This is a genomic window from Pseudomonas sp. MN1F, assembly GCF_009391885.1.
GTDB lineage: Bacteria > Pseudomonadota > Gammaproteobacteria > Pseudomonadales > Pseudomonadaceae > Aquipseudomonas.
This window is the reverse complement of sequence record NZ_VZII01000008.1, coordinates 1-20493: the sequence shown is the minus strand read 5'-3', so window position 1 is coordinate 20493 and position 20493 is coordinate 1. Positions and strand designations below refer to the sequence as shown.

20 protein-coding genes are annotated in these 20493 nt (G+C 62.7%); 6 read left to right on the top strand and 14 right to left on the bottom strand.

The genetic code is table 11. The annotated features are described in order from the left end of the window. Positions 1-30 precede the first annotated feature (30 nt). The 11 genes from icmH to F6X59_RS04625 all read right to left on the bottom strand — a co-directional run bounded on the left by icmH (position 31) and on the right by F6X59_RS04625 (position 12375). Positions 31-747: a type IVB secretion system protein IcmH/DotU gene (icmH, locus tag F6X59_RS04675; RefSeq protein ID WP_152954921.1), complete on the bottom strand. Its 717-nt coding sequence runs from the start codon at positions 745-747 to the stop codon at positions 31-33. Continuing rightward, positions 744-2087 carry a type VI secretion system baseplate subunit TssK gene (gene tssK / locus F6X59_RS04670; RefSeq protein WP_152954920.1) on the bottom strand — a complete coding sequence of 448 codons (1344 nt, stop codon included), beginning with the start codon at positions 2085-2087 and terminating at the stop codon, positions 744-746. Before tssK ends, icmH begins: the two co-directional genes overlap by 4 nt. After that, positions 2084-2806, bottom strand: a complete 723-nt coding sequence (tssJ, locus tag F6X59_RS04665; protein WP_152954919.1) for a type VI secretion system lipoprotein TssJ — start codon at positions 2804-2806, stop codon at positions 2084-2086. The genes tssK and tssJ overlap by 4 nt, the downstream gene beginning before the upstream one ends. Before the next feature lie 24 nt (positions 2807-2830). After that, positions 2831-5428, bottom strand: a complete 2598-nt coding sequence (gene tssH / locus F6X59_RS04660) for a type VI secretion system ATPase TssH (protein ID WP_372240299.1) — start codon at positions 5426-5428, stop codon at positions 2831-2833. Next, positions 5425-6495: a type VI secretion system baseplate subunit TssG gene (gene tssG, locus F6X59_RS04655; RefSeq protein ID WP_152954917.1), complete on the bottom strand. Its 1071-nt coding sequence runs from the start codon at positions 6493-6495 to the stop codon at positions 5425-5427. Before tssG ends, tssH begins: the two co-directional genes overlap by 4 nt. After that, positions 6459-8279, bottom strand: coding sequence for a type VI secretion system baseplate subunit TssF (gene tssF, locus F6X59_RS04650; protein ID WP_152954916.1), 1821 nt, complete (start codon positions 8277-8279; stop codon positions 6459-6461). The genes tssG and tssF overlap by 37 nt, the downstream gene beginning before the upstream one ends. Next, positions 8279-8761 carry a type VI secretion system baseplate subunit TssE gene (tssE, locus tag F6X59_RS04645; protein WP_110638565.1) on the bottom strand — a complete coding sequence of 161 codons (483 nt, stop codon included), beginning with the start codon at positions 8759-8761 and terminating at the stop codon, positions 8279-8281. Before tssE ends, tssF begins: the two co-directional genes overlap by 1 nt. Before the next feature lie 26 nt (positions 8762-8787). Beyond that, positions 8788-10290, bottom strand: coding sequence for a type VI secretion system contractile sheath large subunit (tssC, locus tag F6X59_RS04640; protein ID WP_060511716.1), 1503 nt, complete (start codon positions 10288-10290; stop codon positions 8788-8790). 14 nt (positions 10291-10304) lie between these two features. Continuing rightward, a complete protein-coding gene (gene tssB / locus F6X59_RS04635; protein ID WP_060511758.1) occupies positions 10305-10844 on the bottom strand; it encodes a type VI secretion system contractile sheath small subunit in 540 nt (179 codons plus the stop codon). A gap of 64 nt (positions 10845-10908) precedes the next feature. Further along, positions 10909-11658, bottom strand: a complete 750-nt coding sequence (locus tag F6X59_RS04630) for a hypothetical protein (RefSeq protein ID WP_027917412.1) — start codon at positions 11656-11658, stop codon at positions 10909-10911. A 438-nt stretch (positions 11659-12096) separates the two neighbouring features. Next, positions 12097-12375 carry a hypothetical protein gene (locus F6X59_RS04625; RefSeq protein WP_256669061.1) on the bottom strand — a complete coding sequence of 93 codons (279 nt, stop codon included), beginning with the start codon at positions 12373-12375 and terminating at the stop codon, positions 12097-12099. A gap of 41 nt (positions 12376-12416) precedes the next feature. Here F6X59_RS04625 and F6X59_RS28575 point away from each other — a divergent pair, with 41 nt between their 5' ends. Together F6X59_RS28575 and F6X59_RS28570 are read left to right on the top strand one after the other, a co-directional pair. After that, complete coding sequence (locus tag F6X59_RS28575) at positions 12417-12578, top strand: hypothetical protein (protein WP_256669060.1); 162 nt, start codon at positions 12417-12419, stop codon at positions 12576-12578. Positions 12579-12659: 81 nt separating this feature from the next. After that, positions 12660-13109, top strand: a complete 450-nt coding sequence (locus tag F6X59_RS28570; protein WP_256669059.1) for a hypothetical protein — start codon at positions 12660-12662, stop codon at positions 13107-13109. A 30-nt stretch (positions 13110-13139) separates the two neighbouring features. Here F6X59_RS28570 and F6X59_RS04615 read toward each other — a convergent pair whose 3' ends face one another. The 3 genes from F6X59_RS04615 to F6X59_RS04605 are packed head-to-tail and all read right to left on the bottom strand — an operon-like array spanning position 13140 to position 15482. Then, complete coding sequence (locus F6X59_RS04615) at positions 13140-13682, bottom strand: hypothetical protein (RefSeq protein WP_178120034.1); 543 nt, start codon at positions 13680-13682, stop codon at positions 13140-13142. Further along, positions 13669-14013, bottom strand: a complete 345-nt coding sequence (locus tag F6X59_RS04610; protein WP_178120033.1) for a hypothetical protein — start codon at positions 14011-14013, stop codon at positions 13669-13671. Before F6X59_RS04610 ends, F6X59_RS04615 begins: the two co-directional genes overlap by 14 nt. Before the next feature lie 8 nt (positions 14014-14021). Then, positions 14022-15482, bottom strand: a complete 1461-nt coding sequence (locus F6X59_RS04605; protein ID WP_152954915.1) for a DUF6861 domain-containing protein — start codon at positions 15480-15482, stop codon at positions 14022-14024. Positions 15483-16197: 715 nt separating this feature from the next. On the opposite strand from F6X59_RS04605, the gene tssI reads away from it, so the two are divergent. From tssI to F6X59_RS04585, 4 genes are all read left to right on the top strand, one after another. Further along, the gene (gene tssI, locus F6X59_RS04600; protein WP_152954914.1) at positions 16198-18054 is read left to right on the top strand and encodes a type VI secretion system tip protein TssI/VgrG; all 1857 of its coding nucleotides are present in this window, start codon (positions 16198-16200) and stop codon (positions 18052-18054) included. Between the two features lie 10 nt (positions 18055-18064). After that, complete coding sequence (locus tag F6X59_RS04595) at positions 18065-18649, top strand: DcrB-related protein (RefSeq protein WP_152954913.1); 585 nt, start codon at positions 18065-18067, stop codon at positions 18647-18649. 34 nt (positions 18650-18683) lie between these two features. Then, on the top strand, positions 18684-19151 hold the full coding sequence (locus F6X59_RS04590; RefSeq protein WP_152954912.1) for a DcrB-related protein: 468 nt from the start codon (positions 18684-18686) through the stop codon (positions 19149-19151). Positions 19152-19157: 6 nt separating this feature from the next. After that, positions 19158-20493: DUF6531 domain-containing protein (locus F6X59_RS04585; RefSeq protein ID WP_178120032.1), on the top strand; the 1336-nt coding region annotated here is incomplete at its 3' end.

Below are 20493 nucleotides of genomic sequence, written 5' to 3'. Positions count from 1 at the left end.
GTCTTCCTGACTCGGCTACCTGAGGTGTGCTCAGGCACTGAACAGCTGGCGGATTTGTTCGGAAAGGGCGGCAACGTCCTTGTCCAGCAACCAGTCGAGCGTCAGGTACACGGCGACGCAGACCAGCGCGATCAGCGCCAGGTACACCCACAACGGCACTTCGTGGCGCAGCATCTGCGACACCTGGTCGGGCAGCGCCCAGTCCGGCGACAGGGCCTTTGGCGCCTTGCGGTAGCGGGCGATGTCCTGGCCGAGGGTGTTGGCCAGGTAGCGCAGCTGGTCTTTCGGGCCGATGCTGAACTTGCCTTCGAAACCCAGGGCCAGGCACAGGTGATAGACCTCGAGCACGTCGATGTTCTGCTTGACGTCGGCGCGCAGCGCCTCGATTTTCTCGAAGAAGCCTTCACCGGCCAGGTGCACGCCGAAGTAGCGGAACTGCAACGGTTGCAGCTCGAAGTGCCGGCGCAGCTCGTTGTCACTGGCGCGCAGTACGCTTTCGTCGAGGAATGCGCACAGCGCGTACTGGGTGTCCTTGACCTGCTCGACGCTGTAGTTGGCGGCGCGGGCATCGCGTTCGAGGTTGGCGAAGAAGCGCTCGACGCTGCCTTCGAAGGCCTGCACCGAGGTGACCTGGCGGCCACGGCGCACGATCAGCGCCATGCTGATGAAGTCCTGGACCAGGTCCTTGAGCGTCGGTTTTTCGCTGGCGGCCGCGACGGCGCCTTGTTGCAGTACGGCTTCGGTCATTTGAGCACCGCCATCAGTTCAAGCTTGAGGTTGGTAAAGGCGCTGGGCGCGTAGAAGCACACGGTCTGGGCATTCATCATTCGCTCATACACATGGCCGTGCGGCTCGATGGCGAAGTACTGGTTGTCCAGGCGCACCGGGATCGCGTTGGGCAGCCGCGCGGCGTGGTTGAGGGTGACGCCGGGCATGGCGCTGTTGACCACCACTTCGATGTCTTCCGGCGAACCGACCTTGAACGCCCGCGGCACCAGTTCCAGCAGGCTGGCACCGGGCATGTCGGCCTGTACCGAGACATAGAAGTCGGCCTCGACCAGGCGCGGGTCGCGCAGCTGGCCCTGCCAGTACGACGGTTTGGTCTGGGTGAGGTTGATGACGATGCACTGGTTGGGCACGACGTTGTCGAGCATCACCCGGATCATCTCGTCGAGCTTGACCAGCGATGCCGCCGGGTCGTGGTGGTCGTACTCGGGGAGGTCACTGAGCTGGGTGTCCAGGGTAAAGGTCAGCAGGCCACCGGCCAGGTCGGCGAGGAACAGGTACAGGCGCTCCGGGTGCAGGCGCGGGTGGGCCAGCAGGTGGGCCAGCTGCGGGTGGGCGCGGTTGACCGTGTTCAGCAGCCAGAACAGCGTCACGTCGCTGGAGCCGAACTCGGCGATCTGGTCGGCGCGTTCACGGCGCCGGCCTGACAGCGCCTTGCTCTTGGCCTGCAGCGCGCCAAGCAGACGCTTGCCGATGCCGGCCAGGGTCTCGTGGTTGCCCAGGTGCAGGGTCGGGTGGACGAAATGCGGGTCGAGGTTGAAGCCGCCCATGCTGTTGCGCGTCAGCTTGGCCAGCGGGCAGTGGCTGTAGCCGTCGAGGCTGTCACCGTCGACCAGCAGCACCACGTTCAGGCGCAGGCTGGTGATCTCGTTTTCCAGCTCGCCTTCGTTGAGGTCGGGCAGGGTATCGAACTGCTTGCGAAAACGCCGGGCGGCCTTGTGCTCGTGGCCGTCCTCGACGTAGTTGAGGCCGAACGGCTCGGGCAGCTTGAGCGCGGCATAGACCTTCAGCTCGTTGGCCTTGAGCAGGTCCTTGAGGTCGCGCGCGGCCGGCAGCGGGTCGTGCTGCGGTGCGTCATAGAGGCTGCCGTCGGGGAACACCAGCTTCAGGCGCTTGAGCTGCAGCGAACCGTTGGCCAAGGCATCCTCGTCCACCTGCAGCGCCTGCACGCCCCAATGGAATGGAGAACTGCGCAGGGTCGCTTCGGCCAGCTGGTGCTGGTGGAACTCATCCTGGTACTGGAAGTGCTGGGGCAGCAGGAACATGCCTTCCGACCACATCACCCGGCTCTGCTTGCTCATTTGACGCTATCCACTAAAGAGTTGAGGGTTTTATCTGCGGCGTTCTGTGCCGACTGGCCGGCAACATCGGTGGCCTTGTCGAGCATCGCGTCCTGCACCTTGTCGGTGAGGGTCGGTGTGGCCTCCTTGGCCTTCTGCGCGGCCGCCAGTTGGTCGGCGGTCTGCGGCTTGTTCAGCACGTCGACGCCGCGCATGGCGCTGATTTCGGTCTTGTCCACCAGCACCCGCAGGCCGTCGGAAGAGAACCAGATGCCGTCCTTGCGCAGCGAGTTGGCGTCGAAGGCGACCTTCCAGCGTGCGTCCTGTTCGTCACGGAAGAACGCCGCCACACCCACGTAGCGCGCGCTCTTGGCCAACGGCCACTGGTCGATCTGGCCGATGCCCGGCAGCAGGGTGATCTCGCGGGCTTCCACCAAGGTGTTGCCGAGGGCTTTTTCCGGGGTGTCCCAGAGGGTCTCGGCATCCGTCGCGGCGAAGCGTTCGAGGTCGGTCAGCTGGTACACGCGCATCACCACCGACAGCGGTTTGCCTTCGGCGTCAGGGTTGAGCTGGTTGCCGCCGTCGGAGGTCAGGATGACCTTCTCGCTGTCGGCCAGCATGTCGGCCGCCCAGCTGTCGTCCATGCGCTTGCCGATGCGGTCGGTGACCCCGCAGCCAGCCAGCGCCAGCAGCAGGGCGGCGGTGGTCAGGCGCTTGAGGGCGGTGTGCTTGTGTTGCATGACGGCTAAACCTCCTTGTACGGGTCAGGCCAGGCGATAGGCGAAATCGCCATCGCTGCCCAGCTCGATGGTCAGACGCTCGATCGGCGCGTCCTGGGCCATGCGCTCGAGCACGCGCTGGGCGAGTTCGGGCATCAGGGTCTGGGACAAGATGTTGTCGATGTTGCGCGCACCGCTGTCGACCTCGGTGCAGCGCGCGGCGATGGCCTTGACCAGCGCCTGGTCGTAGCTCAGCTCGGCCTGGTGGTTGCGGGCGAAGCGCTTGGCGATGCGTTCCAGCTTGAGGGCGACGATGCGCTCGAGGATCTGGTCCTGCACCGGGTAGAACGGCACGATGCTCAGGCGGCCGAGGAAGGCCGGTTTGAACACCTGGTTGAGCTCTACGCGCAGGCCGTCGACGATGGCTTGCGGCGTCGGCAGTTCGCTGGCATTGAGGCAGGTCTGCATGATGCGCTCGGTGCCGGTGTTGGAGGTGAGGATGATCACCGTGTTGCGGAAGTTGATCTCGCGGCCTTCGCCGTCGTCCAGCACGCCCTTGTCGAACACCTGGAAGAACAGTTCGAGCACGTCGGGGTGGGCCTTTTCCACCTCGTCGAGCAACACCACGCTGTACGGCTTGCGGCGCACGGCTTCGGTCAACACACCGCCTTCGCCGTAGCCGACGTAGCCGGGGGGCGAGCCCTTGAGGCTCGACACGGTGTGCGCCTCCTGGTACTCGGACATGTTGATGGTGATCAGGTTGCGCTCACCGCCGTACAGCGTGTCGGCCAGGGCCAGTGCGGTTTCGGTCTTGCCGACGCCGCTGGGACCGAGCAGCAGGAACACGCCGATCGGCTTGTTCGGATCTTCCATGCGCGCACGGGAAATCTTGATGCGCTTGCCGATCTCGTGCAGGGCGTGGTCCTGGCCCAGCACGCGCTCGCCGAGCAGGGCCGGCAGGCGCTGCACGGTGTCGATTTCGTCACGCAGCATCTTGCCCAGCGGGATGCCGGTCCAGCCGCTGATGACCTGGGCGATGGCACCGCTGTCGACCAGCGCGTGGACCAGTGGCTGGTCGCCTTGCACCCGGGCAAGTTCGGCGCGCAGGGCGTTGAGCTGCGTGGCATCGGCGTCGTTGGTGGCGTCCAGCGCCTTGAGCTGTTCGACCAACGCCAGCTCTTGCTGCCACTGCTCGTTCAGTTGTTGCTCCTGCTGCTGCTCGGCCTGCAGGGCAGCCTGCAGCTCGCCGAGGCGACGGGCGTGGTCGTGACCCTTGCCGGCTTCGTGGCCGAGCACGGCGATTTCGGCCTGCAGGTTGTCGATCTGCCGGCGGCAGTCTTCCAGGGCACCGGGCTGTGACGATTGCGCCAGGGCGATGCGCGCACAGGCGGTGTCGAGCACGCTGACGGCCTTGTCGGGCAGCTGGCGGCCGGTGATGTAGCGGTTGGACAGGCGTACCGCCTGCACCAGGGCTTCGTCCATTACCGCCACCTTGTGGTGCTCGCGCATTTTGCCGAGCAGGCCACGGAGCATGTGGATGGCCTTGTCTTCGTCAGGCTCTTCGACCTTGACCACCTGGAAGCGGCGGGCGAGGGCGGCGTCTTTCTCGAAGTACTTCTTGTATTCGGCCCAGGTGGTGGCGGCGATGGTGCGCAGCTCGCCACGGGCCAGGGCCGGCTTGAGCAGGTTGGCGGCATCGTTCTGCCCGGCCTGGCCGCCAGAGCCGATCAGGGTGTGGGCTTCGTCGATGAACAGGATGATCGGGTGCAGGCTGCGCTTGACCTCTTCGATCACGGCCTTGAGGCGGTTCTCGAACTCGCCCTTGACCCCGGCACCGGCCTGCAGCAGGCCCAGGTCGAGGGTGTGCAGGGCAACGCCTTTGAGCACTGCTGGCACATCGCCCTGGGCAATGCGCAGGGCCAGGCCTTCGACCACGGCGGTTTTGCCGACACCGGCTTCACCGGTGAGGATGGGGTTGTTCTGCCGGCGGCGGGTAAGGATGTCGACCATCTGCCGCACCTCGAACTCGCGGCCCAGCACCGGGTCGATGCGGCCTTCGCGGGCACTCTGGGTGAGGTTGACGGTGTACTGGTCCAGCGCCGGGGTCTTGCCGCCGGCCTTGGCGGTGCCGGCGACTGCTGCTGCCGGGCTGGCCAGGGCGCTGGCCTGCTTCGATTCGGCGCTGCCTTCGACCAGGGCGGCGAGGTTCAGGCGCAGGTCGTCGGCGTTGATCTTCTCCAGCTCCGCTGCCGACGCGACCACCACGCGGCGCAGTTCGGCGTCGTCGAGCAGGGCTTGCAGCAGGTGGCCGCTGCGCACCTGGCCGACGCCGTATTCGATCGAGGCCAGCAGCCAGGCCTGCTCGATCATGCGGGTGATGTGCGGCGACAGCGCCGGGGTGCGGGTGTTGCCTTTCTTGAAGGTACCCAGGGCGGTGACCAGCTGCGCCTGCAGGCGCTCGGCGACCACGTCGTAGTGGCGCAGGATCGGCGTCAGGTCGCTGTCACCGTTGTCGAGCAGCTGCAGCAGCAGGTGCTCCACCTCGACGTCGTAGTGGTGCTCCGACAGGCACAGGGCCGCCGCGCTTTCAGTGGCCGAGCGGCTGGTTTCGTTGAGCTTGGCGAACAGAGACTTCAGGTTCACAAGGCGACCCCATCGTAAGGAATGTGGAAAACGGCGCAACGCGAAGGCTCCGCGTCACGGCCAGGGCGTTTGAGCCAGCCCAGCCAGCCCAGCGCGACATTGCCGCTGCGGCCCAGCTGGGCGCGTGGTACGGCCTCGCGCTTGAGGCGCGGGGCAATTTCGAAGTCCAGCTCGGCACCTATATAGAAGCGCACCAGTTCGACCAGCTTGCGGTAGCACGCGGTGCCCGGCTGAAAGCGCTGGTAATCGGCCAGGCTCAGCGGGCCCAGTTCGATGCGGATGCACGACTGGTAGTCCCAGACCCGCTTGCCGGCGACGGCACTGTGGCCCAGTTGCGCGTTCTTGCGCCCCAGCTGGGTGCATTGCTCGGGCTCAAGGTTCAGCCAGCGCCCGGCGAACTGCTTGACCTTGATCGGCAGCGAGAAATAGAAGCCGAGCATCACTTCAAGGTTGAGCGCGTTGCGCGGCTTCTGGCTGAGCAGCCCGGCAAAGTAGCTGAACAGTTCGCGGCGCAGCGCTGACGGCTGTTCTTCGAACTTGAGCTGTTGCGCGCGCGGGCCCAGGCCGACCAAGTTGAGCAGGTAGCCATCAAAGCCCGAGGTGCCATTGCGCTCATGCTCGATATGGAATTTGTACTTCTGCCAGGCCTCGTAGAACAGCGTGGTCATGCGGTGCGAGAAGATGTCGAGAAACGCATGGGCGGCATCGTCGCGGTACTGCACGTGGCGTTCGAGCAGCAGCTCGGTGTACGGGCGCGGCAGCACGCCGGATGGCCCGACCAGGCCCATGAAGGTGACCTGCACCTCCGACAGCGGCAGGCCGGCCGTGGACACCTTGCCTTCGCGCTCGAAGTGCAGGTCGCTGACCTCGCTGGCCGGGAACGCCAGCGACAACTGGGTGCGAAAACGCAGCGGGTCTTCGTGCGGCCGGGTCGCCAGGTCCATGCGCCCGGTACGGCTATAGTGCAGGCGGAGCAGGCGCACCAATTGAAAGAATTCGAATCGGTGCGGCTCGGCTCGGGCCTGATCGATCAGACCAGGGGCTGATCGCCAGTGCGTGCTGGCCATTGGACGATTCTCTTTTCTCGTTGTTGGGAGCGCAGGCTGAGTCGGGTGAAGCTGTTCATCGAGCAGTACTGGCCGAAGAAGTGGTCCAGCACCATGCCGAACAGGAACACGCCGCTGCCGGTGAACTGGCTTTCGTCGAGGGTCAGGGTGATGCCTACCCCGCGGACGAAGTTCGGCCGTGGGTGGCCGATGCGTGCGACCACCGGCTCGCTGCTGATGGCCTTGATGCCGTTGATCTGTTTGCGAATGGCCGAGACGTTGCGGTAGTTGTACAGCGACAGCAGTTCGAGCAGCACTTCGCGGCCCTGGCTGACCAGCGACAGGTGGTTCAGCGACAGGTGCGCGATCAGCCGCCAGATCAGGCCCTTGCCCAGCGGCACACGCACGGTGGCGGTGGGTTTGCGCAGGCAGCGGATGTCCTTGATCACCGAGTTGGCCGGGATGATGAAGTCGCCACGCTCGCCACCGAATGGCAGCATCAACGGCACATCGCGGTTGCTGCAGGTCAGGCCGATGCTCAGGGTGTCGCTGCTGCCATCGATCAGTTCCAGGTCGCGGTCGACCACGCGGATGCTCATGGCCGTGGCGTCGCCCTGGTTGCGCCGGCGGGCAATCCAGAAGCTGGTGTGCGGGTCTTGCTCGCCACGTGGCTCGAAGAACGGCTGGCAGGTGGCAACCTGGTCGATGCCACCAAGCTTGCGCACCCGGCGCACGCGGTCGATCGACACCACTTCGGCGGCATTGTGCAGCCGGGTGTCGGGGGTGACCGGGTATTCGTGCTGGGTGTGGGTCAGCTTGATCGGCTCGGCCTGCTGGCGGAACAGGTTGATGATCGGCGTGCAGTTGAGCTTGAAGTTGTTGCGCCCGATGTTCTGGGCCAGCCGCGCCAGGCGCTCGCTGAGGTCGTAGTCGGAGAAGTAGAAGTTGATCTCGACCTGCTCGATCGCCTTGCCCTGCAGGATGCGGGCAAAGCCACTGAGGTCGAAGAACATGAATTTGTCGGGGAAGGTGAAGTACTCGTGCAGCAGGCGATAGCCCAGGAACGAGCGCTCGGAGTAGTCCACCAGGCCTTCGTCACGGGCATAGCCGACGGCCTTCAGGGCGGTGGCCGGCAGCGCGACTTCGCGGCTGCGGCCTTCGTCCTGGAAGCTCAGGGTGGCTTTGGCCAGGTTGTTGAACAGCAGCTCGTACAGCTGCAGCATCAGCGTCGCTTCACCGTCGAGGAAAAACCGCAAGGTATCGATTTCCAGCTGGCCGAACAGCACATCGCTGGTGGCTTGCAGGCGGATGCGCAGGCGAGCCACCAGGTCGGCGCTGTGGCCGTTGAAGGCCGAACGTTCCATTTCCGCGAACGACGCCTGTTGCACGCTGATCGGCCACAGCTCCACCGGGTAGCAGGTGCGGAACTTGCACACCACACCTTCCACGGCATTGGCATGCATCTCGGTGTGGCGCGCCACGCGGTAGGCTTCGGTGACCTTCTCGTGCTTGCCCAGGCTCAGCTCGGCGATCGACATCGACGGGGTAGGGCGCAGGTAGTGCGGGTACAGCACCTCAAGGAAGGATTCGACGATTTCCGGAAACTCGTCATCGAGCTTCTTGTGCACCCGCGCAGACAGGAACGAGAACGCCTCGATCAGGCGCTCGGTGTGCGGGTCTTCGCAGTTGTCGCCCTCGATCAGCAGCCGCGAAGCAATCTTCGGGTACTGCGCGGCAAACTCCTGGCCGAGGAAGCGCAGGTGCGACAGTTCCTTTTCGTAGTAGGGCAGCAGTTCGTCGAGCATCAGTTGAGGTTCTGCACTTTGTATTCCTGGGTGTTGACCTGCAGCACGGCGTCGAACGACACCTGGCGGCTGATGTCCTGCAGACGCAGCACGGCGTCCACGCGGAAGGTCAACATGCGGTGGCCGTTCTCCTGGGCCAGCAGCTGCACCCGCACCCGGCGAAAACGCCGGTCGCCGGTGCTGATCGCCCGCTCCAGCTGTTGCTGGATGAGCCGGCGATCATGGGGGTCGAGCACGCTGCGGCTGATGAAGTCGGGCATGCCGTATTCAAGGATGGAACCACCGAGCTGGCTGAAGCCGTCGAGCTCCTCGGCGACCAGGGACTGGCGGGTATTCACCAGCACCTCGAGGTCGCGGACGATGCTCGCCTTGTACTCGGCCAGCGAACAGGTGCGCTGCGCGGCCGCTTCGGCCGACTGGTAGGGACGGTCGTCCAGCAGTCGGTCGAGCAGCGAGGGCAGCAGGCGGGCCTGGTTACTCATGTGTCATCCCTGTACACAGCGGCCGGTCAGCCGCGGGCGCCTTGCGGCAGTTCGGCGACCAGGCGCAGCGAGGCGGTCAGTTCGTCGAGCTGGTAGTGCGGGCGCAGGTAGGTCACGGCCTTGTACACGCCTGGCTTGCCGGGCACTTCGAACACCTCGGCACGGGCTTCGCGCAGCGGGAACTTGGCCTTGGCCTCCTGGCTTGCGGTGTCGTCGAGCAGCACGTAGCTGGCCAGCCACTGGTTGAGGAAGCGTTCCACATCCATGCGCGAGGCGAAGCTGCCGATCTTGTCGCGCATGATCGCCTTCATGTAGTGGGCGATACGCGAGGTGGCGAAGATGTACTGCAGCTGCGCCGACAGGCGTGCGTTGGCGTTGGCGATGTCGGTGTTGTACTGCTTCTGCTTCTGCGCCGACTGGGTGCCGAAGAAGGCCGCGTAGTCAGTGCCCTTGCAGTGCACCAGAGGGATGAAGCCGAGGTCCGACAGCTCTTTTTCGCGGCGGTCGGTGATGGCGATCTCGGTCGGGCACTTGAGGGCGATTTCGCCGTCATCGGTCTTGAAGGTGTGAGTCGGCAGGCCTTCGACCAGGCCGCCACCTTCGACGCCGCGGATCGCCACGCACCAGCCGTAGCGCGAGAACGCATCGGTGACGCGGGTGCCGAGGGCGTAGGCGGCGTTCATCCACAGGTACTTGTTGTGGTCGCGGCCGTCGACGCTTTCGACGAAGTTGAATTCTTCCACCGGCGTGGTATCCGGGCCATACGGCAGGCGGCCAAGCACGTGGGGCAGGGTGAGGCCGACGTAGCGCGAATCTTCCGAGGCGCGGAACGACTTCCACTTGGCGTATTCGACGGTGTCGAAGATCTTCGCCAGGTCACGCGGGCCGGACATCTCGGTGAACGAGTCCCAGCCGAACAGCTCGGGCGAGGCCGCCGAGATGAACGGCGCGTGGGCCGCAGCGGCGACGTGCGAGATCTCTTCGAGCAGGTACATGTCTTCGGGGCTGCGCTTGAACTCGTAGTCGCCGATCAGCATGCCGAACGGGGCGCCACCGAAGGTGCCGTACTCTTCTTCGTAGACCTTCTTGAACAGCGCGCTCTGGTCGAATTCGCTGGCGGCCTTGAGGTCGCGCACCAGGTCTTTCTTCGAGGCGTTGAGCAGGTGGATCTTCAGCGTGGTGCTGGTTTCGGTCTGGTCGACCTGGTACTTCAGGCCGCGCCAGGAGGCTTCCAGCTGCTGGAACTCACGGGCGTGCATGATCTCGTTCATCTGCTCGGAGAGCATCGAATCGATTTCGGCGATGCGCGCGTCGAGCACGGCGATCAGGTCTTTGCTCGGGGTCATTTCGCCCTCGAGCACCTGGTTTACGAGTTCGCCGATCAGGTCGCGGGTGCGGTTGCGCTCGGTGTCGGAGCGGGCCACGCGGCTTTGCGAAATGATGCTGTCGAGCAGCGATGGCTGCGGGGCGAAGTTTTCCACTTCGACCAGGTCGCCGGCCTGTTGCGGTGCGGTTTGCTTGTCGGTCATGTTCGGGCTCCTGCTCAGGCGCGATCGTCGCTGGACGGGTCTTTCACTTCGGCTTCACGGCCGAATTCCTGGCCCAATGTCTTGAGCTTTTCGGTGTTCTGCAGCACGTCCATCAGCAGCTCTTCGAGCTTGTCGTTGCCGCCCATCTTGTTGCGCAGGTCGGCCAGTTTGTTACGCACTTCCAGCAGCTTGCGCAGCGGCTCGACCTGCTTCACCACATTCTGTGGCTCGAAGTCTTCGAGGCTGTTGAAGTTCAGCTCGACGCCCAGCTGGGTGCCGTTCTTGGCCAGGGTGTTGTCGACGCGGTAGGTCAGCCGCGGCTTGATGCCCTTGAGCACGCCGTTGAAGTTGTCGCGGTCGATGAAGACGAACTTGCGGTCCTTGAGCTTGGGCAGCGGCTCCAGCGGGTTGCCGGAGAAATCGCCCAGCACGCCGACGACAAAGGGCAGCTCCTTTTTCTCGATGGCATCGCCGATGTCCACGTCGTAGGTGATATGGACCCGAGGCGCGCGAACGCGGTCGAGTTTGTGCTGGGTGCTTTCCTTCTTCGCCATCGTGTTCTCCAGTGCGAGCAATTCGCTGCGAATCATTGCGCGGCCCGTGACCGGGCCCTGCGCGTTACAGTCCTTCGATCGTCAGCAGCAGGCGCTGACGGATGTCGTCGTTCATTTCCAGGATGTTGTCGCGCCCCACCAGCTCTTCGAAGCTGGTGTTGCCGGCAATCTGCGTGCTGCTACGGATGACCGAATCGTCCGGAAGTTCCGAGCGCACCGGTGAGCTGATGACGCAGAACGGCAGGTCGCCAAAGCCCTTCAGGCGCTCGAAGCTCAGCCCGTAGCGCAGGCCTTCGAACAGGCGGCCCAGGCCTGGCGACTTGCTCAGGCAGTAGAACAGCACCAGGTAGTGCACCACGAAGCGGTACAGCTCGGCGCTGCTGCGGTTGGGGTCTTTGATGACGTTGCGAAACTGCGCCAGGTCGAACGCGTGGAAGCCCACCACCCAGCGCGTCGGGCTGGTGATACGGATGACCTGGCCGCTCTGTTCGAGGACCTTGTCGTATTCCAGCGGGAACAGTTCGGGGGTAGTGCTGATCAGGTTCAGCGGCACTTCCAGCTCGCTGACCAGCTGGAACGGCGCGGCCGAGCCAATGCGCTCGTAGAGTTCGATCAACGACTGGAAATGGCCCTGTGTTTCGCGCCCGCTGCTGCGCTGGGCGCCTTGCAGGTATTCGCCAAACAGGGTTTGCGGACGGATCAGCGGTGCCACGGTGGCAAGGTAATCCGCCGCCTGCGCCTTCAGCGCATCGGAGATCGCCCGCGTCTGGCTACGCAGCTTGATCAGTGCTTCGACATCGAATGTCTGTGTCATCGGTACATCGTCCATGAGCCTGCTTGATCGTCCTGAAACGCCAATGGCGTGGACCTGAAAATCGCGCCTCTCGGCTGCGGCAATTTGAGTGCTGGCACATGAATATCGTGTTGCCAGCAATGCCGAGTAGGGCACCCCACTGCGGAAGAAGTTCCGGTGAGGGGCGCGATTTTTTCCCTGTTTTGTGATGCGGCGCAATGATGGCGCCATGCCATTGGTTGAAGGTTTCGAGTGCGTGAAATGGGGCTTTGGCCCCTAAAGTCAGGGGGCGGAAGTGCTAAGAGAGCGGTAAAAATTGGCGTGAAAAGTTTTTTTCAAAAAGTGAAGCGGGTCTCATTTTTTGCCGTCGAGCCGGTGGAGCTCGACTGCCATTACGGCGCGTTCCAATGATGGCAATGCGACGGAATATGCCGCGCCAAAGCGGTTTCGCAGGGCTTGCTAGAGCGGCTTTGAGCCGGCCATGCGACCCTCGATTCCCCACTCCCGCAACCACCCGAGCAAGGCGTGTAATGCATAGGTGGCCTCGATCGACAGCGAGCCGTTTTCATGCAGGACGGCATCGCCGAGCGTGCCCATGCCGCAGGGCATTGCGAACACGCTCAAGCGATCCTGTTCGGGGTCGCTGTGCAGCCGTGCGTGGTAGCCCAGGAGCGTGTTGGCCCAACTTGGGTAGCCACCATCGCGCAGCAGCAAGGTGGCTGCTCGCAGGTTAGGCACGATTGGCGCTCTGCGTCCGATTGATCAAATGGATTGAACTCATGTTTACCGTTGAGCGTTTTTTTGCAAAAATTTGGTCGGCATGGCTGCTGGTGGTCATCATAGCGGTGTTGATGATTGGCGTTAGCCCGCCATTTTTTATCATCCTGTCAGCCATTGCGGTGGTCGTGATGACCGTGTGGTGCATTGAATGTGCCTTTTGAACTGAACGCTTTGTTGTCTATGCTAATCTGCGGCTCTTCTTTAATCTTTCTTTCGCTCCGTTGTTCGCTGCCCTGCTAACGATGGCCATCAGTTACAAAAAGATGAAGCTAGGCGGTTTTGCCTCAACTGCGCTGTGCCTTGCCCCTGTAGTTCTTACACTGTTGGCATATGGCCTGGTTTGCGTCTGGCCTGGCAAAAGCAGCGTGCTTCAGTTCGAGGGGCTTTGCGTAGTGTCCATTGAGCCTCCGGAGCCGGTGAGGTGGTGGCAAGCCGGGCTGGGTGCGGGGCTGAGCAGTTTGACCTACCCACTGATGAAAGCCCATGATGTGCCAATGACCGGGTTGATCTACTTCTTCATGTTCATAGCCTTGTTCATGGTGTTCTACAGTCGTGACAAAATTTGGGCTTTGAGGGCGCTGAAGGCACGTGAGGCAAAAAAGAACTGTCGATACACCTTCAGGGATGTAGATGCCATTAAAGACCTGCGCGCCGCTTCGTGGCTGGGCAGGCTTTTTGCTGTCAGGACGTGAGGCGTATTGCGCTGCGCTGGTGGACCCTGCTTATTCATCCATGTTGATGCATAACTGCTTGCCCTCTGCATTTTTGCAGGGCCACCTGTTTTCTGTATAGCTGTCAGGGACAAAGCAAAAGCCAGGGTGACTTACCCAATAGGTTTGCCAGGCCGAGCCAGATTTTCTGAGTTGGGGGAAACTTGTATAGTCGAGTTTGTTGAGCGCTACCGTGGTGAGAATGGCTGCGAGGGGTGCGACCGCAATTAATGAGTAGACAGAGGCTTTCAGCATTGCGGTCTGGAGTTTTCCGAACGCGGACTTGTTGTGTGGCGCGAATCGTTCGCCTGTATATATCGCAAAAGCACTGGCAACGACACAAGCGAGCATGACAGGCGGGGTCATGAGCAAGCCAAAAGCCATATACGGGACTTCGATAACAGAGGCGAAACGCCACATCTGGCCGTAAATGGGAAGCACGTGTGTGATTAGCCAATAGACGGCGAACAGACCCACGCTTGCACAGATGAGTAAGGTCAGAACAGCTCGAAGCCTGAATGCTATTAATCCAGTTTCGCTGCTAGCCGAGGTCATTGGGTTCGCCTTGAGATCCCAGCGAAGGCTTCTCCCCCATGCGCGCCTTGAGCTTGCGCAGGGTAGGGGACTCGCCCCCCGTCAGCTCAATGCGGAACTCGGCGAAGGCGTGCTCGAGATCGGCATACTGCTGCAGCCCTTCTTCGGTGAACAGGTAGCGCCCAGGGATGTCGCGCCACTCCATCGGGGTGCGGATGCGTTCCTGGTCTGCTGCTTTCAGCAGTGGCTCCAGTTCGACGCTCAGCTTCATCGCGGCAGGGTCTTGCGCCTTCAGGCTGTCGATGATCAAGCGAAGCTTGAGTGACTTCTGTTTGAGTGTTTCAGTGTTCATGGTCAGCCCTAGTTGGAGATGGTGCCCATCAGTTTCGGAGTGCCCCATTCGCCGCGATTGGGCGTGAGGTACTGCATCGCTTCGCCGCTGCGTGAGATGGCGCCACCCAGCTCGGTAGTAGGAGCAACTTTACTCACAAATACCTCGGTTGGCTGCAACGGTGACATTTCAAAGATCGAATAACGTGTCGATTCACTGCCCAGCGGCAAGCCAAAGCTGTCAGCCAGTGTCTTGCCGGATCTGGCCGCTGCCTGAAGCTCCTCGTGGGTGGTGAAGAAGGGCGAGTAGGGCGACACACTTTGCCCTTCGGGCACGATCTTGACCAGCGGGGAGTCGATCATCCTCACCTCGGGGATGGTGGACCCGGACGCCACCTGGTCGAACGCCCGCGAGTAGATGGTAGTGGCGTCGGCATCCGGGGCTGCGGCCTGCAGCTTGCTCAGCAGCTTCTCGCCATCTGCGGTGTTGAGGAAGTCTTCGATCTGGGCGTTCGACAGGCCCTTGGTCTTGAAGGTGCTGACCTTCTTGATCTGGTCTTCCATCGAGGTGAAATTCGGGTCCTGCTTGCTGTAGAACTCCCGCAGGGTTTGCGGCTCCGCTGGCTTGAGAGGAGTCGCCTCCTTGACCCGTAGTTCCGGGTTCGCCAGTAGCTTCTGCTCGTTTTTCGCCAGCCATGCTGCCAACTGTTTGTTGGATATTTCGGCCTGCAATCGGGCGCTACGTGTGGCAATACTTTCCGCGCTGCTGACTATGCCTGCTTTCAGCTGCCCCCGGGTCAGGTAGGTGACAATGGCCGTCAGCAGTAGCAACACCAACTGCTCCTGCCCGCGGGCCAGTTGGCGCGCGGCGCGCTCGACGCGCTCCTGGGCTTGCGCCGACGAGCCGCCGGTTGGGTCCAGGCCAGCGGGCTTGAGGCCATCCTCGGCAAACCATGCCGTGGCCATGCCTTGCTGAAGTGTCGACAAACAGGCCGGCAGGCCTTGGTAGAAGTACTCGGCGATGGCGGACAGCCCAAGCCCCATGAGGATAAGGTTGCCGACCTGCAGGCCGATGCCGGCGCCGGCCACCGCGCCCGGCGCCGCGCCGACGCCAAAAGCAAAGGCTCCGGCCACGCCACCGGCCAGCGAGCCAACCGCCACGCTGCCGCCGAGGATCATCGACACTTCTTTGACCAGTTGCAGCAGTACCGGCAGGATCTGCTCGATGCCGATGGAAGACCACTTGCGCTTGAGGTTGTCCTGGATGATCGGGTAGGACAGGGTCATGGCCTGGCGTACGTTGTCGATGCGCTGGCCACCCAGGTAGCCATAGGCCTGATTGGCGCCATTGCTCACGCGGCGGCTGAAACCGTCCCAGGCTTCGTGGGCGCTGTTCAGGCCGCTGTCGACGCTCTGGTTGAGCTCGCTGAATTTCTGCTCGAGATTGCGTTCGATGTCGCCCCAGCTGGGGATGTTGGTCAAAAGATCCATTTTCGCTTCACTGTCCATGGAGGTAGGCGGCGCTTCGGCGGCGAGCGCAGCGTGTCGCGTCAGACCTCGAGATTGGCGGGAAGATCCGACGGAGCGTTCATTGTTCTCAGGACAGGGGTGTGGGGCAATGATGGCAATTAAGCATCATCGCACGAATCATGGCTGTTCGCTTGCCGCAAGTGCCAGTACCGCCAGTGCCCACGCTAGCCATTTGCCAGAGTGGATGAATGTCGAAAAATTTGAACCAATCCACGTTATGAAACATTTTTCTCCGCAAGCGCCGTGGACGCAAACGGTAACGGATAGCTCGACTTGGCGTGGTCAGCTATGGGCTCCGTTCACCCCTTGAAAAACCTTCTGCTACGGGCCATTCGGCGATGGCCCATAGCGCTTTGATGCAGCGGTGACGGTTGCGAAAAGTGGCGATGTGATATCGCTTTGCGGGGCTCTAAGCTCGGCGTTTCAAGGCCTGCGATGTGTTGACAGGGCATCATTTGCCGGTGTCTCCTTTTGGGCGCTTCTGCCTGCCTGGCATTCGGTAATGTGAACCAGGTCGCATTAAATTCAACGCATGATGGCACTTTCCGTCATGCCGGCAGTCGCATGATTCCGCAGGGCACGCGCGTGATGCGCGCATGCCGAATACGCCCGCAAGAACAGAGTTGTAGCTGAGCATCGCATTAGCGTGCTGGCCGTGTTTTCAAGGAGATTTCGCATGATCATGGACCTGGCCTCCGCGCTGCTGTCGCCGCAGAACCGCCGCCTGTTCAAGTTCCACAACCTGGCCAACCCCGAGCAGGAACTGCTGCTGGAAACCTTCAAGGGCGTCGAGGGCCTGTCGCGGGCGTTCAACTACGAACTGCTGCTGGTCTGCGAAGATTCTGGCGTGCCGCTGAAGTCGATGATGGGCCAGCACGTCAGCATCGAGATCGAGCTGGCCGAAGGTGGCCCGCGCTACATCACCGGTTACCTAACGCGCTTTGCCAGCATCGGCAGCGACGGTGGCATGGCGCGTTACACCGCTACCCTCAACCCATGGTTCTCGATGCTCAAGAACCGCTTCGACACGCGGATTTTCCAGGGCAACACGGTCGAGGAAGTGGTCACCGAAGTGTTCGCCCTGTGCCCGGCGTTCTCCCGCCACGAATTCCGCCTGACCCGGCCACAAAAGCGCTACACCTACATCACCCAGTACCGCGAAACCGACTTCAACTTCGTCCAGCGCCTGCTGGAGGAAGAGGGGATGTTCTACTACTTCGAGCACACCGCCGAAGGCCACACCATGATCATCTGCGATGATTCCAGCACGCTGGTGGACATCCCCGAGCAGCCGCAGATCCGCTTCCACAGCGCTTCGGTCACCGAGACCGCCGACTCCATCACCCAGTGGAGCGGCAACCGCCAGCTGCAGTCCGGCAAGATGGCCACGCAGACCTTCGACTACCGCCAGCCCAACAACCGCTTGCCGGTGGCGATGAACAGCGTGAACAAGCAGGGCGACGTGGAAAACTTCGAAATCTACGACTTCCCCGGCCAGTACACCCACGGCACTTATGACGAAGGCGAAACCCTGCTGCGCCTGCGTATCGAGGCGCTGGAACTGCGTGGCAAGAAGTTCGAAGGCGCCAGTAACTGTCGGGCCATGAAGCCCGGCTATACCTTCGAGCTGCTGCAGCACTACACCCACGACCAGGGCGCCGTCGAAGACCGCCAGTTCCTGCTGATGAGCGTGGAGAGCGAAGGGCACAACAACTACCTCAGCGGTCAGCAGGCCAGCTACTTCAACACCTTCAGCTGCGTGCGCAAGAAGATCCCGTTCCGCCCGCAGCTGAGCACGCCAAAGCCGACCATCGCCGGCCCACAGACCGCCATCATCGTCGGCCCGCCAGGCGAAGAGATTTTCACCGACGAACTGGGCCGCGTGAAGATTCAGTTCCACTGGGACCGCAAGGGCCAGCACAACGACCACAGTTCGTGCTGGGTACGCGTCGCCCAATCCGGTGCCAGCGGCGGCTTCGGCAGCATCCAGATCCCGCGTGTGGGCGACGAAGTGGTGGTGGTGTTCCTCGACGGCAACCCGGACCGCCCGCTGATCATGGGCAGCCTGTACAACAGCACCAACACCCCGCCATGGTCGCTGCCGGCGAACAAGACCCAGAGCGGCATCTTGACCCGGTCGATGAAGGGCGACGGCGGTACCGCCAACTTCTTCCGCTTCGAGGACAAGGCCGGCGCCGAGCAGATCATCATGCACGCCGAGCGCAACATGGATACCGAGATCGAGCTGGATGAGACCCATGATGTGGGGAACAACCGCTCGATCACGGTGGGGGGCACGCACACCGAAACGGTGAAGAAAGACACCGTGGTGCAAGTGACTGAAGGCTCCTACACGCTCAAGGTCGACAACCAGTTCATACAGGTGGCGGCCAAGCAGCACATCATCCTGCAGGTGGGCGACAGCAGCATCACGCTGACCCCGGAAGGCATCGAGATCAAGGGCAAGGTCATCACCACCACCAGTACCGACATCACCAAGATCACGGGCGCCCCGGTGCGGATCAACGACTGAGGCCAGGCTCATGTACAAACCTTCGATCTACGACCGGATCTCCGCCCGGCGCGAAGCGCTGGAGGAGGAGGCACGCCTGGCCAAGCTGGCGGAAGCAGCCAAGGCGGCCGAGCCGCAACCAGAGGCCGAACCGGTCCCCGTGGCGCTGCAGGAGGTTGCCAGCGGTTTCACCTTCGGTGGTTTCAACTTGCAGTTCCCAGGCGGTTTTCGTTTTCGCGACATCCAGACCACCCTCGAACACGAAGGCGAGGCCGTTAGCCTGAACATTCGCCGCCGTGACGTGCGCGCCGGGCAGACCCTGGAGCAATTGTTCGAATCCGCGATTCAGGCCCTGCGCGAACTGAACCCGCAAATGCGCGTGATCCGCCAGCGCGATTGCCATGTTGCAGGCAGCCCGGCCAAGGCGCTGGACTTCCACTTCAAGGCCGGGCACGAGCCCCGTCACGGCCGCCTTGTCGGTGCACTGGTCCCTGTCGACGGCAGTGACATGCCGCAGTGGCTGGATATTGCCTGTGTGATCGATCCGACCAGTTCGGGCATGAGCCACTGGCTGGCCGAGTTCGACCGCATGCTCGATGGCCTCGCGCTGCGCTGACACCCACTTTTTTGTTATCAGGAATTTTCATCGCATGGACTACGAGTTGCAGGAAGGCAGCATCGCGCTGCCAGCAGGTTTCGAGGACCGCACGGTCAACATGTTCGTCCTCGGCGCCAGTGTCCCGGCACCGTTGAGCATCACCATCTCGCGCGACACCTTGCTGCCCGATGAAGCACTGCAGGCCTATGTCGACCGCCAGATCAAAATGCTCACCTCGAAGCTGCGCGGCTACACCCGCATGGGCAACAAGGCCGTTTCGCTTTCGGCGGCCGCGCCGATCGCTGGCATCCAGATCGATGCCTACTACATGAACCAGGGCCGCCCGCTTTACCAGCGCCAGGCCGCCTTCATCGTCAGCCCCGGGCGTGCGCTGATCTTCTCCACCACCGCACAGGCGGACTTCAGCGCTCAGCAAAACCAGGACTGGGACAATCTGCTGGCCAGCTTCAACCCGCGCAACCCGACCATAGCCAGCGCCGAGCCCGGCGAACAGGAGTAACCCCTCATGTTCGAAGCGGCCAGGTTCGGCGACGAGATATCGCACACCAGCGCGCTGGGGGGCTTCCTGATCGGGGCCGCCCTGGGCATCGCGCTGGTGGCCACGGTGGCCATCGCCACCTTCACCTGCGGGTTCGGCGTGGCCTTGCTGGCCGGCCTCGCAGCCGGTATCGGAGGCAGCTTGCTGACCGCCGCCGGAGAGGCGATAGGCAGTATGTTCTCGTCCCCCTCAGGGACGATAACCACTGCCTCACCCAATGTCTTCATCAACAGCCGCAAGGCCGCCCGGGTCGAGAAAAGCATCGGCGCCTGCGACAAGCACCCCGGGCCGGTGCAGATCGCCGAAGGCTCGACCAACGTCTTCATCAACAGCGTCGCCGCTGCACGCAAGGGCGACAAGCTGACCTGCGGCGCGACCATTTCCGGTGGTTCCGACAATGTCATCGTCGGCGGCGGCACCTACCGCTACCTGCCGGTGGATGACGAAATCCCGCAATGGCTGCGCACTACCGTGGATGTGCTGATGGCCATTGCCGGTGCAGCCGGCGGTATCGCCCAGTTGATCAAGGCCGGGACCCAGGCCGGCATGAAAGCCGTCATGCCCTGCGCCCTGAAGTTCACCGCAGGCTTCATCGCCGGTGAAGTTGCCAGCCGCTACGTGATCGAGCCCGTGGCACGCAGAGCCATCGGTGGCTTGGTCGGCAACCCGGTCGACCTCACCACCGGGCGCAAATTGATCCCCGATGAAATCGACTTCAGCCTGCCTGGCCTGATGCCGATCGAATGGTCGCGCTTCTACGCCAGCGACCTCACTGTCGACAGCGCGCTCGGCCGCGGCTGGGTGCTGCCCTGGGAACAGAGCCTGCGCCGCCAGGGCTCGTTCATCTACCTCACCGACAACCAGGGCCGCGAAGTCCCGTTCGTGACCCTGCAACCGGGCGAGCGCATCTACAACCCGCACGAACAGGTGTACCTGGTGTGCACCGAGGGCGGCCACTACCTGCTGCAAACCCTCGATAACCTGTTCTTCTACTTCGGTGAAGTGCCCGACAGCAACACCGAAGTGCCGCTGCAACGCATCGAAAACGCCCTCGGCCACTTCCTGCACTTCACCCGCACGCCCGACGGCACCCTGACCGACATCAGCGCCACCGGCGGCACCCGCGTGCACCTGCACTACGACAACCCGTTGGGTCGCCTGACCGACATCAAGCGCGTAGTCGACAACCAGGCCGTCGAAACGCTCACCCAGTACCGCTACGACGAACACGGCCAGCTGACCACGGTGATCAACCGCAACGGCGACACCGTGCGCAGCTTCAGCTACGCCGAAGGCCTGATGG

What these genes read in the sequence shown, in the direction of transcription:
- icmH (WP_152954921.1), bottom strand. Translation starts at nt 747, where the DNA reads ATGACCGAAGCCGTACTGCAACAAGGCGCCGTCGCGGCCGCCAGCGAA.
- tssK (WP_152954920.1), bottom strand. Translation starts at nt 2,087, where the DNA reads ATGAGCAAGCAGAGCCGGGTGATGTGGTCGGAAGGCATGTTCCTGCTG.
- tssJ (WP_152954919.1), bottom strand. Translation starts at nt 2,806, where the DNA reads ATGCAACACAAGCACACCGCCCTCAAGCGCCTGACCACCGCCGCCCTG.
- tssG (WP_152954917.1), bottom strand. Translation starts at nt 6,495, where the DNA reads ATGGCCAGCACGCACTGGCGATCAGCCCCTGGTCTGATCGATCAGGCC.
- tssF (WP_152954916.1), bottom strand. Translation starts at nt 8,279, where the DNA reads ATGCTCGACGAACTGCTGCCCTACTACGAAAAGGAACTGTCGCACCTG.
- tssE (WP_110638565.1), bottom strand. Translation starts at nt 8,761, where the DNA reads ATGAGTAACCAGGCCCGCCTGCTGCCCTCGCTGCTCGACCGACTGCTG.
- tssC (WP_060511716.1), bottom strand. Translation starts at nt 10,290, where the DNA reads ATGACCGACAAGCAAACCGCACCGCAACAGGCCGGCGACCTGGTCGAA.
- tssB (WP_060511758.1), bottom strand. Translation starts at nt 10,844, where the DNA reads ATGGCGAAGAAGGAAAGCACCCAGCACAAACTCGACCGCGTTCGCGCG.
- F6X59_RS04630 (WP_027917412.1), bottom strand. Translation starts at nt 11,658, where the DNA reads ATGACACAGACATTCGATGTCGAAGCACTGATCAAGCTGCGTAGCCAG.
- F6X59_RS28575 (WP_256669060.1), top strand. Translation starts at nt 12,417, where the DNA reads ATGTTTACCGTTGAGCGTTTTTTTGCAAAAATTTGGTCGGCATGGCTG.
- F6X59_RS28570 (WP_256669059.1), top strand. Translation starts at nt 12,660, where the DNA reads ATGGCCATCAGTTACAAAAAGATGAAGCTAGGCGGTTTTGCCTCAACT.
- F6X59_RS04615 (WP_178120034.1), bottom strand. Translation starts at nt 13,682, where the DNA reads ATGACCTCGGCTAGCAGCGAAACTGGATTAATAGCATTCAGGCTTCGA.
- F6X59_RS04610 (WP_178120033.1), bottom strand. Translation starts at nt 14,013, where the DNA reads ATGAACACTGAAACACTCAAACAGAAGTCACTCAAGCTTCGCTTGATC.
- F6X59_RS04605 (WP_152954915.1), bottom strand. Translation starts at nt 15,482, where the DNA reads ATGGATCTTTTGACCAACATCCCCAGCTGGGGCGACATCGAACGCAAT.
- tssI (WP_152954914.1), top strand. Translation starts at nt 16,198, where the DNA reads ATGATCATGGACCTGGCCTCCGCGCTGCTGTCGCCGCAGAACCGCCGC.
- F6X59_RS04595 (WP_152954913.1), top strand. Translation starts at nt 18,065, where the DNA reads ATGTACAAACCTTCGATCTACGACCGGATCTCCGCCCGGCGCGAAGCG.
- F6X59_RS04590 (WP_152954912.1), top strand. Translation starts at nt 18,684, where the DNA reads ATGGACTACGAGTTGCAGGAAGGCAGCATCGCGCTGCCAGCAGGTTTC.